This window comes from Nesterenkonia sp., assembly GCF_029265375.1.
Classification (GTDB): Bacteria; Actinomycetota; Actinomycetes; order Actinomycetales; family Micrococcaceae; genus Nesterenkonia.
Genome location: NZ_JAJUJJ010000001.1, coordinates 22,295 through 45,205 on the forward strand (window position 1 = coordinate 22,295; position 22,911 = coordinate 45,205).

The window sequence follows — 22,911 nt, forward strand, 5'->3', positions numbered from 1 at the left end:
CGTCTGGGCGCTGTGGTCGGGCCGTTCGGCGGCCGGGCTGTGGGAGACGGCGTCGTCTGCTGCGGCAGGCTGAGAAGTCACTGCTCCATCCTAATGGACGCACCTGGTGCAGCAGGGGCGGAGGTTCACCCCGGCAACGCCTCCCAGGCGTCAGCGATGATCTCATCCAGCCCCCGGACCGGGCGCCAGCCCAGCTGCTGGACGGCTTTCTGGCCGGAGGCGACCAGCACGGCGGGGTCGCCCGGGCGGCGGGGCTCCTCACGGACCTTGAGGCTGAGGCCGGTGACCCGCTCGACGGCGGCGATCACCTCCCGGACGCTGGAGCCCACCGAGGTGCCCAGGTTGTAAATCTCGTGCCGTCCGGCCTGGGCGGTCTCCATCGCCAGCAGATGGGCCTGGGCCAGGTCCACCACGTGGATGTAGTCCCGGACCGCAGTGCCGTCGTCGGTGGGATAGTCGGTGCCGAAGAGGCTGGCCTGGCCTCCGCTGCGTGCGGCCTGCAGCAGATTCGGGATCAGGTGGGTCTCCGGATCATGACGCTCCCGCAGACCTCCGCTGGCGCCGCCGACGTTGAAGTAGCGCAGGCTGACTGCGGCCAGGCCGTGGGCGGCCGCCTCGGCGGCGAGCATATGGTCGATCGCCAGTTTGGAGGCCCCGTACGGGTTGATCGGTGCTGTGGGGTGGTCCTCACTGATCAGCGTGGTGACCGGGTTGCCGTAGACCGCCGCGGTGGAGGAGAACACCATCCGCGGCACTCCGGCGGCGCGGACAGCGTCGATGAGTTTCAGCGAGGCCACGATATTCCCATGCCAGTACCGCTCTGGGTGCTGCACTGATTCGCCCACCAGGGATTTGGCGGCCAGATGGATCACGACGTCGAAGCTGGAGTCCAGGATCTCCGCGGCCTCGGCGATATCCCCCTGGTGCCAGTCCGCGCCGTCGAGCACGGCGTCGGCGTGGCCGGTGGCCAGGGAGTCCAGCACCACCGCCTGGTGGCCCTGCTCCAGCAGCTGCTGGGTGATCACCGACCCGATGTATCCGGCGCCGCCGGTCACCAATGCCTTCATGCTTCAGCTCCTCCTGATCCGCGCAGTGTGCACCGATCAGCCTACGCTGACATCCACCTCCAGCACTGCCCAGCTCAGCGGAGGCAGCGTGGCGTGGAGGACCCCGTCCTCTATACCGGCCTGCTGAAGGGGCACCAGGGTCACCGCCTCGGGGTTCTGCTCGGTGTTGGCCGTGTGCCGGTCTCCGCCCTCCGGGACACGCAGCAGCTCTGCGCTGCGCAGTCCGGCGGCGTTCAGTCCGTGCAGCTCCACAGCGAGCTCGGTGGACTCCTGCAGGCCCCGGTTGGCTGCGAACAGCGCCAGCCGTCCGGTCTGCTCGTCCCAGGTGGCCGCTGCGTCCACTGCGTCGACGTCGCCGAACTTCGCGGTGGGCACCTGAGGCGAGTCCACTGCCAGCTGCAGGATCTCGCCGCGGGCCAGCTGGGACATCCGGGCGAAGGGCCAGAAGCTGGCTTGGCGCCACGCCGGGCCGCCCTCCTCGGAGCGGATGGGTGCGATGACGTTGACCAGCTGTGCCTGGTTGGCGATCTTCACCCGGTCGCCGTGCCGCAGCAGGGAGTGCATCAGTGTGCCGACGACCACCGCATCGGTGACCGAGTAGGTGTCCTCGATCAGCCGCGGATGGGTGGTCCATTCCTTGGTGGCCACCTGGTGGGGCTGGTCTTCGGTGTCCAGGCCGCGCTGGTACCAGACGTTCCACTCGTCGAAGGAGATGTCCACCTGCTTGGTGTGCTTGCCGGCGGCCTTGACGGCGTCGATGGTGGCGATCACCCCGTCGATGAAGGCGTCCATATCCACCGCCTCGGCCAGGAAGCTGGCCGCGTCGCCGTCGTGCTCCTGGTAGTAGGCGTGCATGGAGACGTAATCGACTTCCTCGTAGGCGTGGGTGAGCACCGTGTGCTCCCAGCTGCCGAAGGTGGGCATCTGCCGGTTGGAGGAGCCCACGGCGACCAGTTCGATGCTGGGGTCCACCAGTTTCATGGCTTTGGCGGACTCCTGTGCGAGCCGTCCGTACTCCTCAGCGGTTTTGTGTCCGATCTGCCAGGGGCCGTCCAGCTCATTGCCCAGGCACCACAGTTTGATGCCGAAGGGCTCTTCGGCTCCGTGGCTGCGCCGCAGATCCGACCAGTAGGTGCCGCGGGGGTGGTTGGCGTACTCCACCAGCGATCGGGCCGCCTCCACTCCGCGGGTGCCGAGGTTGATCGCCTCCATGACTTCCACATCGGCCAGCCGGGCCCAGTCGATGAACTCGTGGAGGCCGAATTCGTTGGTCTCGACGGTGTGCCACGCCCCGTCCAGGCGGGCGGGCCGGTCCTCCACCGGCCCCACGCCGTCCTCCCAGCGGTAGCCGGAGACGAAGTTGCCGCCCGGGTAGCGGACCACGGTGGGGCCCATCTCCTTGACCAGCTCCAGCACATCGCGGCGGAATCCCTGCTCGTCGGCCTGGGGATGTCCCGGCTCGTAGATGCCGGTGTAGACGCAGCGGCCCATGTGCTCTACAAAGGAGCCGAAGATCCGGTGCGGGACCTTTCCGATGCGGAAGTCGCGGTCGACGGTGATGCGTGCCTGGGACATGAGTCTCCTTCGATGGCTGTGGGTGAACGGGGCAGACAGTGTCGGTCAGTAGCTGATGCATGCAATGGGTGAATGTGCCCGCGGCGGCTGGTGCCGACCCGCGGGCCGGTGATGCTTATTGGCCGCCGAATCCTGTGGTGGCCACCCCCTTGACGATCTGGCGCTGGAAGAACAGGAACACCACGATCAGCGGCAACGCAGCCAGAACGGCCTGGGCCATCACCTGGGCGTACTGGATGCCGTATGCGCTGATGACGGTCTGCAGCCCCACCGGCAATGTCATCAAGAAGGTGTCATTGATGATGAGGAAGGGCCACAGGAAGTTGTTCCAGGCTTGGATGAACACGAAGATCGAGACGGCTCCGAGGATGGGGCGCGAGAGCGGCAGCACTACGGAGAAGAAGACCCGTAATCTGCTGGCACCGTCCACACGGGCGGCATCCTCTAACTCGATAGGTACTGCGTCGAAGAACTTCTTCAGGATGAAGACGATCGGTGCCATGACCACCTGGGGCAGCATGAGTCCCCAGTAGGTGTCCACCAGATTCAGCGCCAGCATCTGGTAGTACAGCGGGATGATCAGCGCCTGGGGCGGAACGATGATGGAGGCGATGATGGCCACGAACAGCCACTTCTTCCCGGTGAAGTCCAGCCGCGAGAACGCGTAGGCCGCCAGCGCGGAGATCGCCACGGTGATGAAGGTGATCACCAGGGAGGTCCAAAAGCTGTTCAGCGCCCAGATGTAGACGTTTCCCTGCGCGAGGATGGAGGAGAACGCCTCGGTGGTGATGCCGCTCTCACCGATCAGGCTCAGCCCCCCGGATGCGGCATCGGTCTCGGTCTTGAATGCGGTGGCCACCGCCCACAGGAAGGGCAGCAGCCAGATGACCGCCATGGTGACCAGAGCAGCGAACGCCAGAATGCGGGCCGGCGAGTAGGGGCTCTCCCCCGGCTTGCGGGAGCGGCCCCGGGATACGGTGACATCAGGCTGGGTCAGGGTGGGGACTGCTGCGCTCATGAGTTCTCCCTCCGTCGGGACAGGATCACCATCTGGAAGATGCCCACGATGACGATCAGGGCGAAGAAAATGTAGGAGATCGCTGAGGCGTAGCCGAAACGATATCCGACGAAGCCGGCTTCGAAGATGTACTGCACAATCGGTCGGGAGGTCTCCGACGATCCGCCGTCCATCATCTGATACGCCTGGTCGAACAGCTTCAGCGAGGCCAGCACCTGGAGGATCACCACCACCACGGTGACCGGTCCCAGCTGCGGCAGAGTGATGGAGAACAGCTTCCGCCACCGGCCGGCGCCGTCGACCTCCGCCGCCTCATACTGCAGATCCGGGATGTTCTGCAGAGCGGCCAGGTACAGCAGGAAGTTGAAGCCCACTGTCCACCACACGGTGGCGATAGTGATGGAGATGATGTCCATATGCGGGGTCTGCAGCCACGCGATGGGCTCCAGGCCCACCCGTTCCAGCAGGGCATTGGCCGCACCGATCTCCGGGTTGAAGATCCACATCCAGATCTGGGAGATCACCGTGGAGGCCAGCAGGAACGGCATGAAGAATGACAGCCGCCAGAGCCACTGGCCGGGAAGACCGGTGTTGACCAGCAGCGCCATCACCAGAGCGAAGAGCACCAGCGGCACGGTGGAGATCAGCGTGAACCACAGGGTGTTGCGGATGGAGGTCCACATCACCGGATCTGACAGCGCCTCGGAATAGTTCGCCGTGCCGACGAACCCCCCGCCGGCGCCGGTGAGCGACTGGTCGGTCAGCGACAGCCAGACCCCGTGGACCAGCGGCCAGATGACGAACATGATGAACGCAACCATGAAGGGCGCCAGGAAGCCCCAGGCGATCAGCTGGCCGCGCATCCGGGCCCGGGATGCGGTGACCACGGGGCGCTCATCCGGCACCACCTGCGGATCAGGGGCGACCGCGCTGCGGTCGGCTGCGGTGTCGGTCATGCTCCACCTTCCTCAGGATTGGCGGGATTGGGGCTGGCCAGAATGGAGTCCACATGGTTCTGGAACCGCTGGGCGGCCTCCTCGTAGCCAGACCCTGACACCACGGCATCGCCGACGATGCTGCCGAAGTCCTGCACAAAGTTGGAGCCCGAACCGGTGAACCAGGCGGTGGGGTCGTAGACGATGTGGTCAGCTGCCTCGGCGTAGTGTGCCTGCGGAATCAGCTCGGCGTAGTCAGGGTCCTCCACCACCGGGAGGTAGGCCGGAATATGTCCGGCACCGGCCCAGGTGAGCGAGTTCTTCAGCAGCTCGGCCACGAACGTGTAGCTCAGCCGCCGGGCCTGCTCATCGGGCTCCATCTGGTGCGGAAGCACCAGCGAGTGAGAGTCGGCGTAGACCGCCTCCTGGCCAAAGACCGGCGGGATCATCGTTGCATCCACGGGGACGCCGGCGTTCTGCATGGTCGGAAGCTCCCAGACGCCGGTGAAGTGGATCCCGGACTGCTGGGCGGCGAACTCGGCGATCGCGAAGTCGATGGTGCCCTGGCGGGCGGCGATCTCCCCATCTGCCAAGGTGTGCATGAATTCCAAGGACGCGGTGAACGCGTCGACGTCGAACTCCGCAGTTCCGCCCTGGGGGAAGTTCATCTGAGCACCGTGCTGGGAGTAGAGCGTATAGAACAGCCGCCACATCTGCGTACCGTCGGCCAGGAACCCGTAGGAGAGGCCGTGATGACCGGTGACCCCGGCGATCTCCCGGCACATCTCGAAGAAGTCCTCCGGATTGTCCGGCCGCAGCAGGGCGCCGTCGCTGTCCAGCACACCGGCCTGCTCACAGATGTCCCGGTTGTACAGGGCGATGAAGGGGTGGGCGTCCAGGGCCACACTGTAGAGCTGACCGTCCACCAGGCTGGACTGCCAAATCGGTTCGGTGAAGGTCGACTCCTCCACTCCCAGTTCGGCCAGCAGTTCGGTGTCCCAGGGGTCCAGCAGGCCTCCGGGCACATAGCCGGGTACTCGGGAAGAGTGCATCACCGCCAATTCGGGGGCCCGCCCTCCGGCCCCTGCCATGGCGAGCTTGGTGTAGTAGGGCGCACCCCAGGCCAGGACGGTGGGGCGGACGAAGAATTCGGGGTGCTGCTGGTTGATCTCATCGATCAGGCCCTGCATGGTGATCCCGTCTCCGCCGGAGAGCAGGTGCCAGAACTGCAGGGTGGTGGCCGAGGCGTCTCCTCCTCCACCAGGTGCACCGGGTGCGCAGCCGGAGAGTCCGAGCACTCCTGCCGCCAGACTTCCGGCCAGGAAGTGCCTGCGGCTCACGTGCGGGGTATCCATTCACGGCCTCCCTTCGGGGACGGGGTTTCTCCGGCGCGGGCCGGTGCGGGCTCGGCGGCCAGCCTCGCCAGAGCGCGGGAGCGCGAGAGGTAGACGGTCAGGCACACACTGAACAGCAGGACGCTGACCAGATTCCGGGCCAGCGGTCCATCGACTCTGGTGCACTCATACCCCCTAGAGCGAGTGATCCACATCACGTTTACATCGTTGTAACGGAACGTTAGGTCAGTGATGTGCATCACGTCAAGGGTGTGTAGGCAGATCCCTCGCGGCGAGCCGCTTCCGCGTACGGGTGCTTCAGAATCCGCAGCTGAGGCCGTGCGGCGGCTCAGCGCCGGGGATCGTGGCCCAATGGGGCGGCCTGCGTGCTCTGTCGCTCCACCAGCTCATGCGGGATCTCCACCGCCCGCGGCGCGAGGGACCGGTCCTCGACCCGGGAGGCCAGCAGGTCCAGGGCTGCGGTGCCGTAGTCGTTGTGGTCGAACCGCACAGTGGTCAGCGGCGGGCAGGTGAAGCCGGCGTGCTCGACGTCGTCGAAACCCGAGACCAGCACATCCTGCGGCACCCGCAGCCCCGCCGTATGCAATGCGTGCAGGGCACCCAGAGCGATGGAGTCGGTGAAGCAGACCACTGCGTCGAAAATGATCTGCCTCTCCAACAGGGCCTGCATGCCCGCCGCTCCCCCGGCGATGCTCCACTCCGGGACGTCCATCTGCAGCTGAGGGTCGGGCTCCAGGCCGGCTTCGGTGATCGCCTCCAGGTATCCCTGGAGCCGCTGGCCGAGTGTGGCCAGCTTCTCGGTCACGTTCGCCGCCGCGCCCCCAAGGGCCGCAATCCTGCGGGCTCCGCGGGAGATCATGTGTTCGGCCGCCGCCCTTCCGGCATGCCGGCTGTCGATGTAGACCCGGTCGGTGCGGTGCTGCTCCACCTCACCGATGAGCACCACCGGCGGCAGATGCTGCACATGCTCCACCACACTGTCCTGCAGCCGGACCGGGTTGAGGATCAGCCCATCGATCTGGTGGGTGCGCGCCCGGTAGACCAGGTCATACTCCCGCTGGGGCTCGGCGGCGGTCTCCTCCAGCTGCACCACCAGCCCGCGGTCGTGGGCGGCCTCGACCACGGCGTGGGTGATGCTGGCGGAGAAAGCGGTGGCCAGGTCCGGCAGGGCGAAGCCGATCACACCGGTGCGGCCGTTGCGCAGCCCGCGAGCGCTGAGGTTCGGCACAAAGTCCAGCTCGCCCATGGCGGCTTCGACCCTGCGGCGGGTCTCCTCGCGCACCGATGCGGCACCGGTGAGGACATTGGACACTGTCTTGGGCGAGACCCCGGCCAGGACAGCCACATCCTTCATAGTGGGTCGAGCGGTGCGCGGTGCCATTTCTTCACTCTACGAGACTGGACGCTCCCTGAGCAGAGTCCTGCGGAGGAAATCGTTGTGGAAGACCCCTTCGGGATCCAGCCGCTCCGCCAGTGACCGGAAGTCGTCGAATCGCGGATAGAGCGCGGCCAGATTCGTGGCGGAGAACAGTTTGCCCCAATGCGGCCGGGCCTGAAGGTCTCCCAGCTGCTCCTCCAGAACCGGCAGCAGGGCGGTGACCTCTTCGGTGTGCTGGCGCCAGGTGAAGTGGAAGCCCACCGTCTGCCGGCCGTAGGCGGGGCTGAGCCACTGGTCATCAGCGGCCATGGTGCGGATCTCGCTGACCATCAGGTGCGGCTGGATCCGGTCCCCCAGGGCGCGCAGGCGCCGCATGGCCTCCACCGCATGCTCGCGGGGCAGCAGGTACTCCGACTGCAGCTCGGTCCCGTTGCTGGGGGTGAAGTTCATGCGGAAGTGAGGCAGGCGGGCGTCCCAGCTGCCCCAAACACCGGTCTGTTCGGTGGCGGCCTCAGCAGGGCCCTCGGCCAAGCCGATGTTGTAGTCCAGGGCGGGCCGGCCGAGCAGCTCTGCCGGGGCCTCTGCGCCGTCGGCACGTGCCGTCTTCAGCCACGCGTGGCCGAAGGTCTCCCCCGTCCAGCGGGTGAAGAGACTGACGCTGTACGCAGCGGAGGTCAGCTGCTCGAAACTCTCCAGCACGCCGTCCCAGCTGATGCCGTCATAGACGTCCTGGCGCAGCTCGAACGAGGGCACGACGTCGAGCGTCACCCGGGTGACCACCCCCAGGGCGCCCAGGTTCACCACGGCACCGGCAAAGTCCTCCTCGCCGCGGACGAAGGTGCGCAGGCTCCCGTCGGCCAGGACTATCTCAACCTCGCGGACCGCGTGGGACAGCGGCGGATTGCGGTCCCCTGAGCCGTGGGTGCCGGTGGCCACCGAGCCGACAACGGTGATGTGCGGCAGGGAGGCCATGTTCTGCAGAGCGAAGCCGCGGGCCTGCAGCGCCTCGGCAAGCTCTCCGTAGCGGGTGCCTGCATCGATGGTCACCGTGCGGGCGGACTCGTCCAGCTCAAAGACCCGCGGAAGGCCCGCCAGGCTCACCAGGTCGCCGTCGGTGTCGGCGATGGTGTTGAAGCTGTGGCGGCTGCCGACGGCGCGCAGCCGCGGCGAGGCGGCTACCTCCCCCTGCAGCTCCTCCACGCTGCGCGGCTGCAGGAGCCGTCCTGCCGAATACTGCAGGTTCCGCGCCCAGTTGAAGCCGACCTCGGTCATTGTGCTCCTCTGCTGTTGCTTCCGCTGACGTTCCTGGGACCACCCTATGTGGTCGGGACCACCGCCGCCGGTGATCGGCCCTCACCGCAGGCGGCGAGCGCCGGCCGCCGGTGCCGCGACGAATGCCGCCGGTGCCGCGAAGCCCGCCTCGGCATAGGCGCTCTCCACCGCACGGACCAGAGCAGGCACGTCCTGCTCGCGGGCCAGCGCGATCACACAGCCCCCGAAGCCGCCGCCGGTGATCCGCGCCCCGTAGGCGCCGGCGCGCACAAGAGTCTCCTGGGCGAGGTCGACCTGCCGCACCGAGACCTCGTAGTCGTCGCGAAGTGAGGCGTGGGAGGCGCTCATCAACTCGCCTGCGCGCGGCAGGTCTCCCTGGGCGAGCGCCTCCACGGTCTCCAGCACCCGCTGGTTCTCGGTCATCACATGCCGCACCCTGCGCCGCAGCACCTCGTCATCGAGCTGCTGAAGCGCCTGGTGAAGCGCGGGGGCGCCGTCGTCGTTGAGCTCACGCAGCTGCCCCACCCCCAGAAGCTCGGCGGCCTGGGCGCACTGGCGGTGCCGCTGGGCGTATTCGCCGTCCACCAGCTGGTGCGGGGTCTTGGTGTCGACCACCAGCACCGTTGCGCCGGGAAGATTGAACGGTACGACGTCGGCGTCCAGGCTGCGGGTGTCGAACCGGACCACGTGGCCTACGCGCCCGAGCATGGAGACCATCTGGTCCATCAGTCCGCAGGGCATGCCCACGAACTCGTTCTCCGCGCGCTGGGCGATCTTGGCCAGCTCCAGGGGGTCGACCTGGTGGCCGTAGAGCTGCGCGGCCGCCAGGGCTGCAGCGCATTCCAGGGCCGCCGAGGAGGACAGTCCGGCGCCCTGCGGCACGTCGGTGTGCAGCACCATATCCGCGCCGCCGACCTGATAGCCGGCACTGCGCAGCGCCCAGATGACTCCCGCTGCGTAGGCGGCCCAGCCCTGGACTGACCCCGGCTCCAGCCCGGCGACCTCGGCCTCGACGGTCTGGGCGTTGTTCAGCGAATGCACTCGCAGCACGCCGTCGTCACGCCGCGCGGCGGCCAGTACCGTGGCGTGGGGCAGGGCGAAGGGCAGCACGAACCCTCCGCTGTAGTCGGTGTGCTCCCCGATCAGGTTCACTCGTCCCGGGGCGGCCCAGACGCCCTCGGGTCGCCGGCCGGTGAGAGCCTCGAAGGCGCGGGACACCTCCGCGGCCCGCTCGGCGTCGCTGCGCACTTCGGGTGAGCTGGGTGTGGGAGGTTGGCTGCTGCTCATCCGGCGTCCTCCTTCGGTGTGGCGGCGGTGGCCGCAGAGCCGGCCTCCCGCAGCCGCCGGGCCATCTGCTCCGGCGGGATGTCGTTGATGAACACCCCCATGCCGGACTCAGAGCCGGCCAGGTACTTCAGCTTGTTGTCCGCCCTGCGGATGGAGAACAGCTGCAGGTGTAGCCGGAAGTCCTCGGCGGCGGAGAGCGGGGCCTGCTGCCACCCGGAGATATAGGGCAGCGGCGTGGCGAAGAGCCGGTCGCCGCGGCGGAGCACGTCCGAGTAGAGAGCGGCGAAGTCGTCCCGCTCAGCTTCGGTGAGCTCCGGCAGGGTCCGCACGGGGCGGTGCGGGTAGATGTGGACCTCCACGGGCCACCGCGCCCAGGCCGGCACGAAGACCGTCCAGTGCTCGGTGCGCGCCACGATGCGGCCGCCGCCGGCGCTCTGGACGTCCCGGGTCTCCGCGGCCAGCGTGTCGGCGAAGAGGTCACCGCCGGTGCGCGACCGGTAGGCACGGGCCGAGTCTAGCATCCGGCGGGTGCGCGGAGTGGGGAATGGATAGCCGTAGATCTGCCCGTGCGGGTGGTGCAGGGTCACCCCGATCTCTTCGCCCCGGTTCTCAAAGCAGTAGACCTGGTCCACCTGCCCGGTCTCCAGCAGGGCGGCGGTCCGGTCGGCCCAGGCGTCCACCACCGTGCGGAGCCGCCGCACCGGCAGCTGCGCCAGGGATGCGGTGTGGTCCGGGGTGAAGCAGACCACCTCGCAGCGCCCAGAGCCGGCGTGGCGGATGCTGGTCAGTTCTGCTTCGCCGCGTCCCACGGCGTCCAGAGCCCGCGGGGCGAGGCCGGGATCCAGGGCCTCACCGCCGGAGAAGGAGGGGAAGCGGTTCTCGAAGACGACGACGTCGTAATCCTGCTGGGGAATCTCGGTGGCGCGTTCGGCGGTGGAGGGGCAGAGCGGGCACTGGTCGGTGGAGGGCAGGTGCGTGCGGTGCTGGCGGGCTGCGGCGACGGCGACCCATTCGTCGAGGAAGGGGTCGTAGCGCAGTTCGGAACCGCCGTCAGGACGGGTGATCTCGCGGGGGTCCTCCACTGTGCGGCGGGTGGGCTCGTCGTCGTAGAAGAAGATCTCGCGTCCGTCGGCGAGCCTGGCTTGAGTGCGGTTCACGGCTGGTCTGCCTCCTGCGGCGCGGTGGGGTGTGGGCTCTGGCCCGGACTCTGGTCGGCGCGGGCGGGACCGGTCTCGGCGAGCCGGAGATCTCCGATGTGCTCGCTCAGCGCGGCGACGGCTGCGGGGTGGAGGTTCTGGTCGCTGATCAGCGTGTCCGCCGCTGTAAGCGCAGCGAAGGTCATCACGCCGATGACGCCCCATTTGCTGTGGTCAGCAAGCACTGCGGTGCGGCGGGCCGAGGCGATCAGCGCAGCATTGGTGTCGGCCTCCAGGTAGTTGGGCGTGGTGAAGCCTGCCTCTTCAGAGATCCCGTGCGCCCCGAGGAAGGCGAGGTCCACATGGGTGTGACGCAGCGCGGCCACGGCGGTGGGGCCCACCAGCGCATCGGAGCGGGTCCGGATGCCGCCGGTGAGAATCACCGTGCGGTCAGCGCGCGGGGCTTGGTGGAAGACATCGGAGATGCGCGTGGAGTTGGTGATGACGGTCAGTTCGGGCACATCGGTGAGCCGGCGCGCCAGTGCGCGGGTGGTGGTGCCGGCCGAGAGCGCAATCGACATGCCGGGCTCGACCAGCTGCGCCGCCTCGGCTGCGATCGCGTCCTTCTCGCGCTCCATGCGGGTGGCCTTGGCGGCGAAACCCGGCTCCTCGCTCCTCCGAGCGGCGGGCACCGCCCCGCCGTGGACCTTGCTGAGCACACCCTGGGAGGCGAGGACGTCCAGGTCCCGCCGGACGGTCATATCCGAAACGCCGAACTCCTCGACCAGGTCGGCCACGCGCACAGAACCGCGCTCGGCTACCCGCTCGGTGATGCGGGCCTGTCTCTCTGCGGCGAGCATGGCCGCCTCCCCTCCTCTTGGATTCCAACATGATCCAACAATGAGGCTCACTCTACAAACACCAGGAGCCGCGAGCGACCTCGCAGGGAAGTTCGGAACGTTAATGGCTACAGCGGCATTGAGCCATGGATATGTGATCCTTGACACACATCTTATCGGCGTCGATAGTTGATGCGAGTTGTTGGAAACCGTTTGTTCTGCTCGTCAGAACGTAGGAGGGTGGGACGGATGAGACGCGTCTCCCGACGGCAGTTCCTCTACGGAGGCTTTGGAGCAGGCACACTCGCCCTAGCCGGGTGCTCCACCCCGGGCACCTCTGCGGTGAACACCCAGCCGACTATCCCGCCCGCCGCCCAGGGCGAGACTGTCCGACTCACGTACTGGGCCTGGATCACCGACCTCCAGGTAGTCGCGGATATCTGGAACGAGCAGAACCCGCATATCCAGGTCGACGTTTCGTGGATTCCCGGTGCGACCGACGGCGGATACCAGAAGCTCTACAGCTCTCTGGCCGCGGGCGCAGGTCCGGACCTGGCCCAGGTGGAGCTGCGGGCTCTGCCGGAGTTCATGCTGGTCAACGGGCTCGTGGACCTTACCCGCTACGGGGTGGAGCAGTACGAGAACCGGTTCGACGAAACCCTGTGGGGCCAGGTCAGCTTCGCCGACGGCGTCTATGGGATCCCGCAGGACTCTGGGCCGGTGGGGATGTACTACCGTCCCGACCTCTTCGAGGAGGCGGGGGCGGAGATCCCCACCAGCTGGGTACAGTGGCGTGAGGCGGGTCGGGCGCTGAAGGAGAAAGGGATCTTCCTCGACTCCTTCCCCCTGACCGACGGTTCGGTTTTCACCGCCCACGCCATGCAGGCCGGAGCCACCTGGTTCCAGGCTGAAGAGGACAGCTGGGTGATCAACATGTCCGATGAGGCGACCCTCGATGTGGCCCGATTCTTCGACGAAGTCGTCGACGAGGGCCTGGTCACCACTCAGCACGAGCCGTACTCACCCGGTTGGTTTGCTGCCGCAAGCAACGACCAAATCGCCTCCCTGGTAAGCGCCAGCTGGGGCGATGCGCTCCTCTCCGGCGTCTCTGGCGCCGAGGGCCTATGGCGGGTGGCCCCTGCGCCCCGCTGGGAGCACGGATACGGCTCCTCCACGATAGGCGGCTCCACCTCGGCCGTTATGGCCAACTGCCAGCACCCGGCCGAGGCGCTTGAGTTCGCAGTCTGGCTTAACTCCCACCCTGAGGGGATCGACGGACTGATCGAGCACAGCGGTATCGGCTGGTCGGCCAACCCCGAGCACATCGGCACCCCGCGGCAGGGACCCAGTGAGTTCTTCGGCGGGCAGGAGTACAACACCGAGGTGTTTGAACCCGCCGCTTATGACCAGAATCCCGACTGGCAGTGGTGGCCGATCGTACAGCAAACCTTCAGCATTCTGGGAGACGAGTTCCGCCGCAAGGCGCAGGGCCTCTCATTGGTCGATGCAGTCATCGCCGCCGAGGAAGCCACCATCGAGGTTTTCAAGAATAAGGGGCTGAGCATCCGAAGGGCCGACCGATGAAAGCATCTGCTGAGAAACGTGCACCCTGGATCCTCCTGGCACCATTTCTGATCCTCTTCCTTTTCACCTTCGTTATGCCGATCCTTATGGCGATCAGTCAGAGCTTCACCATGATCGAGCGCGAAGGGCTCTTCGGAGAGGAGGGTATCTCCACGTCCTTCGCCTGGTTCGAGAACTACAGGCTCGCTCTGGCCGACGGCGCCTTCGTGGCCTCGATCGGACGCATGTTCCTCTTCGGCATTGTTCAGGTGCCTATCATGATCACCCTAGCCACTGTGCTGGCACTCATGCTGGAATCGGCGTCCGCGCGCTGGCCCGGCTTCTTTCGCGCCGCCTACTTCATGCCCTACGGCGTCCCGGGGGTGCTTGCCACGATCCTCTGGTCTTTCCTCTACGTGCCAGGGCTGAGTCCCATCGTCGACACTGCCCACTCGTGGTTCGGTCTTGAGCTGGACTTCCTGAGCTCGGGCACCGTCCTGTGGTCCATCGCGAACATTGTGACCTGGAGCTACACGGGCTACAACATGCTGATCATCATTGCCCAACTGAAATCCATCCCGGGCGACCTCTACGAGGCGGCCCGGGTCGACGGCGCCGGGCCTCTGCGCACGGCGCTGACCATCCAGCTGCCGCTGATCCGGCCGGCCCTGGTACTGACCACGGTGTTCTCGATCATCGGCACCCTGCAGCTGTTCGCCGAGCCGCAGCTTCTTCAGCAGGTCTCCCCAGCGATCGACTCCCAGTACACGCCCAACCTCTCGGCCTACACCACCGCCTTCCAGTACAACGACTACACGGTGGCCGCGGCCCAGGCTGTCCTGATCGCCTTGGTGGCATTCCTGCTGTCATTCACTTTCCTCCGTCTGACGAACAGGAGCTCCCGATGAGCGGCACCGCCGAACAGGCGCAGCCTACGGTCCATCGCACCGCCGAAGAAGTCTCCCGTCGCGGCTCCGCACAGACGATTATCGTCACCGGAATCCTGGTCATCGTCACCCTGTACTTCCTGGTGCCGGTGTACTGGGTTGTGGTGGCCGCCTCGAAGTCCACCGACGACCTCTTCAGCACCCACGGCTTCCTCTTCTCCGCGTCCTTCCAACTGTTCGAGAACATCACCCAGGTCCTCAGCTTCGACAACGGGATCTTTATCCGTTGGCTGCTGAACTCGGTGCTCTACGCGGGAGTCGGCTCGTTGATCGCCACCTACTTCGCAGCGGCAGCGGGATACGCTCTATCGACCTACGCGTTCAGGGGGCGAAATGTCATCTTCGGCATTGTGTTGGGCGGCGTGCTGGTGCCGGGAACCGCGACCGCGCTGCCCCTGTTCCTACTCTTCAGCCAGATCGGAATGGTCAACACCTACTGGAGTGTGCTGATCCCCTCATTAGTCTCGCCCTTTGGCCTGTTCCTCTGCCGGATCTACGCCGACGCCACCGTGGACAAGTCGCTAGTAGAAGCAGCTAGGATCGACGGCGTCGGCGAGATCAAGATCTTCCACACGGTGGGGTTACGCATCATGACCCCGGCTCTGGTCACCGTCTTCCTCTTCCAGCTGGTCGGGATCTGGAACAACTACTTCCTGCCCCTGGTGATGCTCACCGACGAAGGCCTGTTCCCCATCACCCTGGGGCTAAACCACTGGAGAAGCCAGACCGACCGGCTCCCCGAGTTCTACGAGCTGACCACCGGGGGCGTGCTGCTCTCGGTAATCCCCCTGGCCATCGCAATGATCGTGCTGCAGCGCTTCTGGCGCGGCGGCCTGACCGAAGGTGCTGTGAAGTAATTGACCCCTCGCGTGCCCGATTCCGCCCACCTCGTCCTTGAGCCTCATATCTCCTACGAGCCTTTCGCCGGGAAGCTGGTGCCGCCCCGGTCCTGGCTGGTGGAGGCCAGTAACGCCGAGTCGCAGCGGCTCGACGGTCCCTGGGCCTTCCGCCTGCTTCCCGGCGTCCCCGGGACCCCGGGCGCCCACGGCGTGCTGCCCGAAGGTGAGGATCCGGACAGCTTCGCCGCAGGTGAGTACGACGACAGCGGCTGGGACACCATCGAGCTGCCCTGCCACTGGGTGCTGGACCGCCGCGGCGGAACCGGCCCCGACGGCGAGGAGGTGCCCGCCGGAGCACCGGGCCGCTTCGGCCGCCCCATCTACACCAATGTGCAGTACCCCTTCCCTGTGGATCCGCCGCATGTGCCCGATGCCAACCCCACCGGGGATCACCGCCGCCGGTTCGAGGTCTCCCAGCAGTGGCTGGACACCGGACGGGTTCTGCTGCGCTTCGACGGCGCGGAGTCCTTCCTGCAGGTCTGGGTCAACGGCGTCTGGATCGGGCAGGCCTTCGGCTCCCGGCTGGCCCACGAGTTCGACGTCACCGAGGCGGTGACCGCCGGGCAGAACACGGTGGCGGTGCGGGTGATCCAGTGGTCGGCCGGCAGCTATCTGGAGGACCAGGACCAGTGGTGGCTGCCCGGGATCTTCCGCGAGGTGACCCTGCTGCACCGGCCGGAGGGCGGCATCGAGGATCTCTGGCTGAACCCGGACTACGACGCCGCCAGCGGCATCGGCGCCCTTCACCCAGAAGTGCGGGCGGCAGATTCTGCCTATCCGCTGCGCCTGCAGATCCCGGAGCTGGACGTCGATCTGACCTGGGAGGACGCCTCCGCAGTGGGTGAGGTCGTCGTGGGTGCCGAGGGCGTACCCGCCCCGGAGCCCTGGTCGCCGGAGAGTCCGCGGCTCTATGACGTCGTCGTCAGGTCATCTGCGGAGACCCTGCGGCTGCGCACCGGGTTCCGGCGTGTGGAGATCCGCGGGGACCGGCTTCTGGCCAACGGCCGCCCGCTGGTCTTCTCCGGGATGAACCGGCATGAGACCCACCCGGACCGCGGCCGGGTCTTCGACGAGGACCACGCCCGTGAGGATCTGGCGCTGATGAAGCGCCACAATGTCAACGCGATCCGCACCAGCCACTATCCGCCGCATCCCAGACTGCTGGACCTGGCCGACGAGCTGGGCCTGTGGGTGGTGCTGGAGTGCGATCTGGAGACCCACGGCTTCGAGGCCGGCGGTTGGGTGGACAACCCCAGCGACGATCCGCGGTGGCGGGCGGCGTATCTGGACCGGATCGAGCGCACGGTGGAGCGGGACAAGAACCATCCCAGCATCGTGCTGTGGTCCCTGGGCAATGAGTCCGGCACCGGGCAGAATCTTGCCGCCATGGCCGAATGGGTGCACCGCCGCGACCCCAGCCGCCCGGTGCACTACGAGGGCGACTACACCGGGGCCTACACCGATGTGTATTCCCGCATGTACGCCCAGGTCCTGGAGACCGAGTCCATTGCGCGCGACGACGACTTCCAACCGCTGCTGGGCTGCAGTGTGGCCGAGAGTGCGCGGCAGCGCTCCAAGCCGTTCGTGCACTGCGAGTACGCCCACGCGATGGGCAACGGCCCCGGGGCCCTGGATAGATACCGGGAGATGGTGGACCGCTGCGGCCGGCTGCACGGCGGGTTCATCTGGGAGTGGCGGGACCATGGGATCCGCACTGTGGACCCGGCAACCGGCACCGAGTTCTTCGGCTATGGCGGAGACTTCGGCGAGGTGGTCCATGACGGAAACTTCGTGATGGACGGGATGGTCCTCTCCGACGGCACTCCCTCCCCCGGTCTGAAGGAATTCGCCGCCGTGGAGGCCCCCGTGGTGATCCGCCGTGCCGGACTCGGGGCGGTGCAGGTGCGCAGCCGGCGCTGCGCCGCCGACACCTCCGACCTGCTGCTGCACTGGCGGCTGGAGGCCGACGGCTATGAGGTGGCCGCCGGGACCGCGCAGCTGCAGGACGAATCAGGACAGGCGATCCCCGCCGGGGAGCAGGCCTCTGTGCGGGTGGTGGCCGAGGATGAGCTTGCGGGCCATCTGAAACGGCTGGAGCCGGGGCAGGAGGCGCACCTGCGCGTGGAGGCTGCCCTGCGTGCGGGGACGCCCTGGGCCCCGGCCGGGCACGTGGTGGCTCGAGCGCAGTGGGAGGAGTCTGTCGCCGGTGCCGCTGCCGCGGTGAGACGTTCCTCGCCGACGACCGCGGAGCCGCTGACCCTGGCCGAGACGGGACTGGCCGAATTCGCCGGCGCTGCGCTTCAGCGACTGGCCGGGGCTCCGGTGCTCGGGCCCACAGTCGAGCTCTTCAGGGCCCCGACTGACAATGACGAGGGCGCCTCCCGCCCCGACTATGACAGATTCGACCCCGCGGACTTCAATGCTCATGAGGAACACCCAGTCTCCTCGGCCGAGCGCTGGCGCCGCGCCGGTCTGCACCGGCTGGCCCATCGGGTGATCTCGGTGGAGCGGGACGAACGACAGCTCACCGTGCGCCGCCGCACCGCTGCGGCGCAGAGCCGGGCGGCAGTGGACGTCACCGAGCGCTGGACCGCTGTGGCCGGGCCTGAAGGGCCGGAGCTGCGCTGCGAAGTGACCATGGTGCCGAATGCGGTGTGGGACCACGTCTGGCCGCGGCTGGGGATTCATCTGGTGCTGCCCGATGTAGGTGACACCCGGTTGGACGGTGCCTCATGGTTCGGCCTCGGGCCGCACGACGCGTATCCGGACACGGCGCATTCGGTGCATCTGGGACGGTTCTCCGCCGATATCGAGGAGCTGACGGTGGACTACGCCCGGCCTCAGGAGTCCGGGCACCGGCCCGGGCTGCGGGAGCTCACCCTGCGCCGCGGCGGCACCGACTGGCTGGAGATCCTCTCCGAGCCGGACGCCGCAAGCCGCCGTCCCGGGTTCACGCTCAGCAGGCACTCGGCCCAGGAGCTGGCTGCTGCCGCTCATCGGCATGAGTTGCCGGAGTCCTCGGCCACGCATCTGTACCTGGACGTGGCTCAGCACGGCCTGGGCTCGCGGGCCTGCGGCCCGGATGTCTGGCCGACGGCGATGCTGCGTCCGGAGGCGCGCACGCTCGCCCTTCGGTTCCGCAGAGCCTGACTGGCGCGCTGGACTAGCCCCGGAAGCGGTCGGCGGGGCGGCCCGGCACGCGGACTTCGGCGGTGATGACCCGGCCGTCGTGCTCGGCCGGCTCCTCGAGCCCGATGGTGGCAGAGGTGACCAGCACACGGTAGGGGGCCTCGGCGCTCAGCGCCACTGAGGTGGGCTGCCTCACGGGCACGGGAATCCTCTCCAGCAGCTCGCCGCTCGGCGAGTACCGGTGCAGGCAGGAGGCGCCCCAGACCGCCTGCCACAGGCAGCCCTCGGCGTCGACTGTCATACCGTCCGGCCCTCCCTCACTGATCTTCACGAACTTCTGCGGCTCGGAGAGCGTCCCGGTGGCGGGGTCGACGTCGTAGGTGCTGATCCATCCGGTGGGGGTGTCAGCCAGGTACATGGTGCGGCCGTCGACGCTGAAGGCCGGCCCATTGGGGATGGACATCTCCTCCAGGACGACTGAGACGCTCCCGTCCGGGTCGAGGCGGGCCAGGAAGCCCCGCCCCTGGTCGCCGCCATAGGCCATGGCCCCGACCCAGAAGCGGCCGTGAGGGTCGGCGACGGCGTCGTTGACGCGCAGCTCCGGCTCCTCTCGGCGGTCCGCCGGTGAGGCGATCAGCTCGGTCTCGTGCAGAAGGCCGTCCTCGGCGCGCAGCAGCGAGAGCCCCTTGCCGAGCGCGGCCACCCAGGTGCCCGTCTCCCATCCGGCCTCTGCCGCGGCCGGCGCCACGGCACCTAGGGGGCGGTCCATCTCAGCGCGCAGTCTCAGCTGGGATCCGGGCTCTCCGGGGGTGCTGAACAGCCGTCCCTGCAGCAGGTCCACGCAGACAAAACCCCCGGCCCCGCCGGACTCCCCGGCGCCACCGGTCTTCTCTGAACCCAGGTATCTGGCGCCCTCGCCCAGCTGCCAGCGCCGCTGATCCACCGGCTCCCAGGGTCCGGTCACCGCAGACTCCCCGGAGTGCCGGGGCTCGGCTGCTGCGTGATGGTCCCTCATATGCTGATTCATCGGATGCTCTCTCCTTCGTCGACGTTGAGCAGGGTCAGCTCCTCCCGTCTCGGCAGGCCTTCCCAGTCCCCTGCGCTGGCCACGGCGAACGCTCCGAGCGTCGCACCGCGGCCGAGCCGCTGCGGCACGGCCAGTCCGTCCAGCACCCCGGAGAGGTAGCCCGCGCTGAACGCGTCCCCGGCCCCGATGGTGTCCACCACCTGCACCTTCCGGGAGGGGACGGACACTTCGCCTTCCGGGGTCACCGCCGAGGCACCCTCCGCGCCGCGCTTGATCACCACCTCAGCCACACCGGCCTCCAGCAGCTCCTCCGGCTCGGCGGCCACCAGCTCCAGCTCATCGGCGGAGGCGACGACGACGTCGGCCCGCCGGGCGAGGTCGCGCAGCACCGGGCGGGCCTGCTCGCGGGTCCAGAGCCTGCCGCGGAAGTTCACGTCCACGCTGACCAGCGCTCCCTGGCCGCGCGCCCCGGCCACCAGGTCGCTCAGCGCCTGCCGCGTCGAGCCTGAGAGGGCCGCGGTGATGCCCGTGACGTGCAGGATGCGCGGCCGCAGCGAGAGGGCGGCCTCGACGTCCTCGGTGCTCCACCGTGAGCCCGCGGAGCCGGCCCGGTGGTACTCCACCCGGGTGAGGTCCGGCAGGCGCCGCTCGAACAGCAGCAGCCCGGTTCCGGCCTCCGGGTCCCGCACCACGGTGCTGGTGTCCACGCCCTCGGCCCGCAGGGTGCGCAGGATGAGCTCGGCGGACTCGTCGGCCCCCAGCCGGCCCGACCATGCGGCGCGGTGGCCCAGCCGTGCCAGACCGATGGCGAGGTTGCTCTCCGCACCGGCCACGGTGATCCGGGCCTGTCCGCCCAGCTGGAGGGGCCCTGCGCAGCGGACCGCGGTCATCGTCTCGCCCACGGTGAGGACGTCCACCCCCGCACTCACTGCCGCACCGCCTCGAGGAACTGCCCGGCGCGCGAGCGGAGGTCCTCCAGGCTGCCGCCGTCGGGCGCATCCCCGCAGAGCGGAGTGGCCACACCGACGGCGAGCGCGCCCTGCCCCAGGTAGGCGGGCACGTCCTCGACGCCTACTCCGCCCACCGGGACCAGCGGGACCTCCGGAAAGGGGCCGCGCAGGTCCTTCAGATAGCCGGGGCCGAAGCGCCCGGCGGGGAAGATCTTCACCGCATCCGCCCCCTGGTCCACGGCGCTGAGCACCTCGGTGGGGGTCATCGCCCCGGCCAGGACGGGGACTCCGGCCGAGACGGCGTGGGCGACCGAGGGTGCCAGCGCAGGGGTGACGATGTAGCCGGCGCCGTGCTCCAGGGCGGCATCGGCATCCGCGGGCGTCAGCACCGTGCCCGCGCCGACCTCCACGTGCCCGCCGGCCTGACGGGTGACCTCACGGAGCACATGCAGGGCGTCCGCACTGGTCAGGGAGATCTCGAAGAAGCGCGCCCCCGCCTCGGCAAGGGTCAGCGCCGAGGCGATGCTGGCCTGGGGATCACCGCCCCGGATGATGCCGAGCAGCCGGTGCTCCCCCAGCCGCTCGATGAAGCTCTGCTCTGCCATGGTCATCTCCTCACTCTCGCTGCCGTCCTCGTCGCTCTCTCTGATCGCTCCGCGGCTGTCCCTCACCACTCCGCGAAGGAGCCGTCGGGGTGCTCCCAGACCGGGTTCCGCCAGCTGCCCCCGCGGGCGTCGGCAGCCCGGACCGCCTCCTCGTCCACCTCCACGCCCAGGCCCGGGGCGTCCCAGCGGCGGATCCACCCGTCGGGGAACTGCAGGGGGGCGGTGTCGAGGACATAGTCCAGGGGCTGGGCGGCGCCGTCGTTGTAGTGGATGCCGATGGACTGCTCCTGGATGAGGAAGTTCGGGGTGGCGAAGTCCACCTGGAGGCAGGAGGCCAGCGCCAGCGGCCCCAGCGGGCAGTGCGGGGCGAAGAGTGCGCCGTGCATCTCCGCGAGCGCGGCGATCCTGCGGGACTCGGAGATCCCGCCCGCATGGGAGAGGTCAGGCTGGACGACGGCGACGCCGGCCACGAGCACCGGCTGGAAGCTCACCCGGTCATAGAGCCGCTCGCCGGTGGCCAGCGGAATGGTGGTGGAGGCTGTCAGGGCGGGCAGCCGGGAGCCGAGCTCCGGCAGCACCGGCTCCTCCACGAAGAGCGGGGAGACCGGCTCCAGGGCGTGCAGCAGCCGCCGCGCATCGGCGGGGCCGACCCGGCCGTGGAAGTCCAGGGCGATGCCGAAGTCCTCGCCCACCGCCTCCCGCACCGCCTCCGCACGGGCGACCACCTCACGGATGCTGGGAGCCGCGGCGATCCGGTCCCACCGGCCGGTGGCGTTCATCTTCACCGCGGTGAGGCCGGCCTCGGCCTGCTGCCTGGCAGAGTCGGCCACGTCGTCCGGGTCGTCCCCGCCGATCCAGCCGTACATGCGGACCTTGTCCCGCACCGGCCCGCCGAGCAGCACATGCACGGGCACTCCCAGCGACTTGCCCAGGATGTCCCAGAGCGCCTGATCCAGCCCGGAGACCGCACTGGAGAGGATCGGCCCGCCCCGGTAGAAGCCGGCCTTGGTCATCTTCTGCCAGTGCCGTTCGATCTGGCGGGGGTCCTGGCCGATGAGCATCTCGGAGAGCTCCCTGACGGCAGCCCGCACGGTCTCGGAGCGGCCCTCGACGACCGGCTCGCCCCAGCCGACGATGCCCTCGTCGGTCTCCACGCGGCAGAAGACCCACCGCGGCGGCACGGCGAAGGTCTCGATCCTGGTGATCTTCATGGGTTCTCTCCTCGCTCGTCGCCCAGCACACGGGTGACGTCTTCGACGCTCTGTTCCAGCAGGGACATCGCCGCATCGGCGGCCTGCACGGGTTCCCGGGCCACGACGGCCTCGACCACCCGCTGGTGGGAGGGGACCGGATCGGCCACCTGATGGTCGTGGACGAGCTGGTCGCGCACCATCAGGGCCGGTTCCACGAACACGCTCATCTGGGCGAAGAGCTCGTTGCCGGTGGCACGCAGCAGCACCTGGTGGAAGACCAGGTCGGTCCGCGCGGCCTGGTCCGCGGTGCCCCCGCGGGCGTCCTTCATACCCTCCAGCGCCTCCTGGAGGGCAGACACGTCTTCCTCGGTCCGGCGTTCGGCGGCCAGGGCGGCGGCCCGCGGTTCGATGGCGGTACGCACCTCGGCGAGGTCGCGCAGGACCGCCTCGGAGTCGCCGACGGTCTGCCGCCAGCGCAGCACGTCGCTGTCCAGGGCGTTCCACTCGGAGCGGGGACGCACGAAGGTCCCGCGCTTCTGCCGGGCGTCGAGGAGGCCCTTGGCCATGAGGACCTTGATGGCCTCGCGCAGCGAAGTCAGCGAGAGGTCGAGCTCCTCACCGATCTGCTGCAGGTCCAGGACCTCTCCGGGTGCGATGCTCCCGTTGACGATCCTGGCGCCCAGCAGCTCCACCGTGCTGCCGTGCACGCCGCGTCCCCTGTAACCGCCTACCACTG

The 22,911-nt window shown here is 68.4% G+C and carries 19 protein-coding genes; 4 read left to right on the forward strand and 15 right to left on the reverse strand.

Translation table 11 applies throughout. From position 1 onward, the window contains the following. Positions 1–125 precede the first annotated feature (125 nt). The 10 genes from galE to Q1K09_RS00130 all read right to left on the reverse strand — a co-directional run bounded on the left by galE (position 126) and on the right by Q1K09_RS00130 (position 11,883). The gene (gene galE, locus Q1K09_RS00085) at positions 126–1,067 is read right to left on the reverse strand and encodes a UDP-glucose 4-epimerase GalE (protein ID WP_300342145.1); all 942 of its coding nucleotides are present in this window, start codon (positions 1,065–1,067) and stop codon (positions 126–128) included. A gap of 36 nt (positions 1,068–1,103) precedes the next feature. After that, positions 1,104–2,642: an alpha-N-arabinofuranosidase gene (locus Q1K09_RS00090; RefSeq protein WP_300342146.1), complete on the reverse strand. Its 1,539-nt coding sequence runs from the start codon at positions 2,640–2,642 to the stop codon at positions 1,104–1,106. A gap of 115 nt (positions 2,643–2,757) precedes the next feature. Continuing rightward, positions 2,758–3,660 (reverse strand): carbohydrate ABC transporter permease, encoded by a 903-nt coding sequence (locus Q1K09_RS00095; RefSeq protein WP_300342148.1) that lies wholly within the window; start codon positions 3,658–3,660, stop codon positions 2,758–2,760. Further along, positions 3,657–4,616 (reverse strand): sugar ABC transporter permease, encoded by a 960-nt coding sequence (locus tag Q1K09_RS00100; RefSeq protein WP_300342150.1) that lies wholly within the window; start codon positions 4,614–4,616, stop codon positions 3,657–3,659. Before Q1K09_RS00100 ends, Q1K09_RS00095 begins: the two co-directional genes overlap by 4 nt. Continuing rightward, positions 4,613–5,950 (reverse strand): extracellular solute-binding protein, encoded by a 1,338-nt coding sequence (locus tag Q1K09_RS00105; RefSeq protein WP_300342152.1) that lies wholly within the window; start codon positions 5,948–5,950, stop codon positions 4,613–4,615. Before Q1K09_RS00105 ends, Q1K09_RS00100 begins: the two co-directional genes overlap by 4 nt. A gap of 328 nt (positions 5,951–6,278) precedes the next feature. Then, positions 6,279–7,331 carry a LacI family DNA-binding transcriptional regulator gene (locus Q1K09_RS00110; RefSeq protein WP_300342154.1) on the reverse strand — a complete coding sequence of 351 codons (1,053 nt, stop codon included), beginning with the start codon at positions 7,329–7,331 and terminating at the stop codon, positions 6,279–6,281. Positions 7,332–7,340: 9 nt separating this feature from the next. Further along, on the reverse strand, positions 7,341–8,600 hold the full coding sequence (locus Q1K09_RS00115) for a D-arabinono-1,4-lactone oxidase (protein ID WP_300342156.1): 1,260 nt from the start codon (positions 8,598–8,600) through the stop codon (positions 7,341–7,343). Between the two features lie 81 nt (positions 8,601–8,681). After that, positions 8,682–9,887, reverse strand: coding sequence for a galactokinase (gene galK, locus Q1K09_RS00120; protein WP_300342158.1), 1,206 nt, complete (start codon positions 9,885–9,887; stop codon positions 8,682–8,684). After that, on the reverse strand, positions 9,884–11,044 hold the full coding sequence (gene galT, locus Q1K09_RS00125; RefSeq protein ID WP_300342160.1) for a galactose-1-phosphate uridylyltransferase: 1,161 nt from the start codon (positions 11,042–11,044) through the stop codon (positions 9,884–9,886). The genes galK and galT overlap by 4 nt, the downstream gene beginning before the upstream one ends. Beyond that, positions 11,041–11,883, reverse strand: a complete 843-nt coding sequence (locus tag Q1K09_RS00130) for a DeoR/GlpR family DNA-binding transcription regulator (protein ID WP_300342162.1) — start codon at positions 11,881–11,883, stop codon at positions 11,041–11,043. The genes galT and Q1K09_RS00130 overlap by 4 nt, the downstream gene beginning before the upstream one ends. Positions 11,884–12,111: 228 nt before the next feature. Between Q1K09_RS00130 and Q1K09_RS00135 the strand changes: the two genes are divergently transcribed. Genes Q1K09_RS00135 through Q1K09_RS00150 form a run of 4 tightly spaced genes read left to right on the forward strand, consistent with a single transcriptional unit; the run spans position 12,112 to position 18,421 of the window. Beyond that, a complete protein-coding gene (locus Q1K09_RS00135; RefSeq protein ID WP_300342164.1) occupies positions 12,112–13,446 on the forward strand; it encodes an extracellular solute-binding protein in 1,335 nt (444 codons plus the stop codon). Next, on the forward strand, positions 13,443–14,333 hold the full coding sequence (locus Q1K09_RS00140; RefSeq protein ID WP_300342166.1) for a sugar ABC transporter permease: 891 nt from the start codon (positions 13,443–13,445) through the stop codon (positions 14,331–14,333). Before Q1K09_RS00135 ends, Q1K09_RS00140 begins: the two co-directional genes overlap by 4 nt. Next, complete coding sequence (locus tag Q1K09_RS00145; protein ID WP_300342168.1) at positions 14,330–15,229, forward strand: carbohydrate ABC transporter permease; 900 nt, start codon at positions 14,330–14,332, stop codon at positions 15,227–15,229. The genes Q1K09_RS00140 and Q1K09_RS00145 overlap by 4 nt, the downstream gene beginning before the upstream one ends. Positions 15,230–15,241: 12 nt before the next feature. Further along, positions 15,242–18,421, forward strand: coding sequence for a glycoside hydrolase family 2 TIM barrel-domain containing protein (locus Q1K09_RS00150; RefSeq protein WP_300342169.1), 3,180 nt, complete (start codon positions 15,242–15,244; stop codon positions 18,419–18,421). Between the two features lie 13 nt (positions 18,422–18,434). Here the strand turns inward: Q1K09_RS00150 and Q1K09_RS00155 are convergent, their stop codons facing one another. The 5 genes from Q1K09_RS00155 to Q1K09_RS00175 form a co-directional block, all read right to left on the reverse strand. After that, on the reverse strand, positions 18,435–19,427 hold the full coding sequence (locus tag Q1K09_RS00155; protein ID WP_300342171.1) for an SMP-30/gluconolactonase/LRE family protein: 993 nt from the start codon (positions 19,425–19,427) through the stop codon (positions 18,435–18,437). Next, complete coding sequence (locus tag Q1K09_RS00160) at positions 19,424–20,356, reverse strand: sugar kinase (protein ID WP_300342173.1); 933 nt, start codon at positions 20,354–20,356, stop codon at positions 19,424–19,426. The genes Q1K09_RS00155 and Q1K09_RS00160 overlap by 4 nt, the downstream gene beginning before the upstream one ends. Further along, positions 20,353–20,982, reverse strand: a complete 630-nt coding sequence (locus tag Q1K09_RS00165) for a bifunctional 4-hydroxy-2-oxoglutarate aldolase/2-dehydro-3-deoxy-phosphogluconate aldolase (RefSeq protein ID WP_300342175.1) — start codon at positions 20,980–20,982, stop codon at positions 20,353–20,355. Before Q1K09_RS00165 ends, Q1K09_RS00160 begins: the two co-directional genes overlap by 4 nt. A 62-nt stretch (positions 20,983–21,044) precedes the next feature. Further along, the gene (gene dgoD, locus Q1K09_RS00170; RefSeq protein ID WP_300342176.1) at positions 21,045–22,193 is read right to left on the reverse strand and encodes a galactonate dehydratase; all 1,149 of its coding nucleotides are present in this window, start codon (positions 22,191–22,193) and stop codon (positions 21,045–21,047) included. Further along, the gene (locus Q1K09_RS00175) at positions 22,190–22,882 is read right to left on the reverse strand and encodes an FCD domain-containing protein (protein ID WP_300342178.1); all 693 of its coding nucleotides are present in this window, start codon (positions 22,880–22,882) and stop codon (positions 22,190–22,192) included. The genes dgoD and Q1K09_RS00175 overlap by 4 nt, the downstream gene beginning before the upstream one ends. Positions 22,883–22,911: the final 29 nt, after the last annotated feature.

Excerpts from the sequence above, each read along its gene's own strand:
- galE (WP_300342145.1), bottom strand. The coding sequence starts at position 1,067 with ATGAAGGCATTGGTGACCGGCGGCGCCGGATACATCGGGTCGGTGATC.
- Q1K09_RS00090 (WP_300342146.1), bottom strand. The coding sequence starts at position 2,642 with ATGTCCCAGGCACGCATCACCGTCGACCGCGACTTCCGCATCGGAAAG.
- Q1K09_RS00095 (WP_300342148.1), bottom strand. The coding sequence starts at position 3,660 with ATGAGCGCAGCAGTCCCCACCCTGACCCAGCCTGATGTCACCGTATCC.
- Q1K09_RS00100 (WP_300342150.1), bottom strand. The coding sequence starts at position 4,616 with ATGACCGACACCGCAGCCGACCGCAGCGCGGTCGCCCCTGATCCGCAG.
- Q1K09_RS00105 (WP_300342152.1), bottom strand. The coding sequence starts at position 5,950 with ATGGATACCCCGCACGTGAGCCGCAGGCACTTCCTGGCCGGAAGTCTG.
- Q1K09_RS00110 (WP_300342154.1), bottom strand. The coding sequence starts at position 7,331 with ATGGCACCGCGCACCGCTCGACCCACTATGAAGGATGTGGCTGTCCTG.
- Q1K09_RS00115 (WP_300342156.1), bottom strand. The coding sequence starts at position 8,600 with ATGACCGAGGTCGGCTTCAACTGGGCGCGGAACCTGCAGTATTCGGCA.
- galK (WP_300342158.1), bottom strand. The coding sequence starts at position 9,887 with ATGAGCAGCAGCCAACCTCCCACACCCAGCTCACCCGAAGTGCGCAGC.
- Q1K09_RS00130 (WP_300342162.1), bottom strand. The coding sequence starts at position 11,883 with ATGCTCGCCGCAGAGAGACAGGCCCGCATCACCGAGCGGGTAGCCGAG.
- Q1K09_RS00135 (WP_300342164.1), top strand. The coding sequence starts at position 12,112 with ATGAGACGCGTCTCCCGACGGCAGTTCCTCTACGGAGGCTTTGGAGCA.
- Q1K09_RS00140 (WP_300342166.1), top strand. The coding sequence starts at position 13,443 with ATGAAAGCATCTGCTGAGAAACGTGCACCCTGGATCCTCCTGGCACCA.
- Q1K09_RS00145 (WP_300342168.1), top strand. The coding sequence starts at position 14,330 with ATGAGCGGCACCGCCGAACAGGCGCAGCCTACGGTCCATCGCACCGCC.
- Q1K09_RS00155 (WP_300342171.1), bottom strand. The coding sequence starts at position 19,427 with ATGAATCAGCATATGAGGGACCATCACGCAGCAGCCGAGCCCCGGCAC.
- Q1K09_RS00165 (WP_300342175.1), bottom strand. The coding sequence starts at position 20,982 with ATGGCAGAGCAGAGCTTCATCGAGCGGCTGGGGGAGCACCGGCTGCTC.
- dgoD (WP_300342176.1), bottom strand. The coding sequence starts at position 22,193 with ATGAAGATCACCAGGATCGAGACCTTCGCCGTGCCGCCGCGGTGGGTC.